Below are 309 nucleotides of genomic sequence, written 5' to 3'. Positions count from 1 at the left end.
GCTTCAACTAGTGCCAGCGAATCCGCAAGCACAAGCGCTTCACAAAGTGCTTCAACGAGTGCATCAGAGTCGACAAGTACATCTGCTTCACAAAGTGCATCAACCAGCGCGTCAGAATCAGCAAGTACTAGCGCATCGCAAAGTGCTTCAACCAGCGCGTCAGAATCCGCAAGTACATCTGCGTCACAAAGTGCTTCAACAAGCGCAAGTGAGTCCGCAAGTACGTCAGCGTCACAAAGTGCATCAACCAGTGCATCTGAATCGGCAAGTACGTCTGCATCGCAAAGTGCTTCAACTAGTGCCTCAGAA

The 309-nt window shown here is 50.5% G+C and carries 1 pseudogene; it reads right to left on the bottom strand.

The features are described 5' to 3' along the window. Window positions 1-309: pseudogene (locus SPADD19_RS13040) on the bottom strand (MSCRAMM family adhesin SdrC); the annotation flags it as partial.

It is taken from the genome of Streptococcus parasanguinis (genome assembly GCF_001578955.1).
GTDB classification, from domain to species: domain Bacteria; phylum Bacillota; class Bacilli; order Lactobacillales; family Streptococcaceae; genus Streptococcus; species Streptococcus parasanguinis_U.
This window is presented reverse-complemented; position numbering and strand designations above follow the sequence as displayed.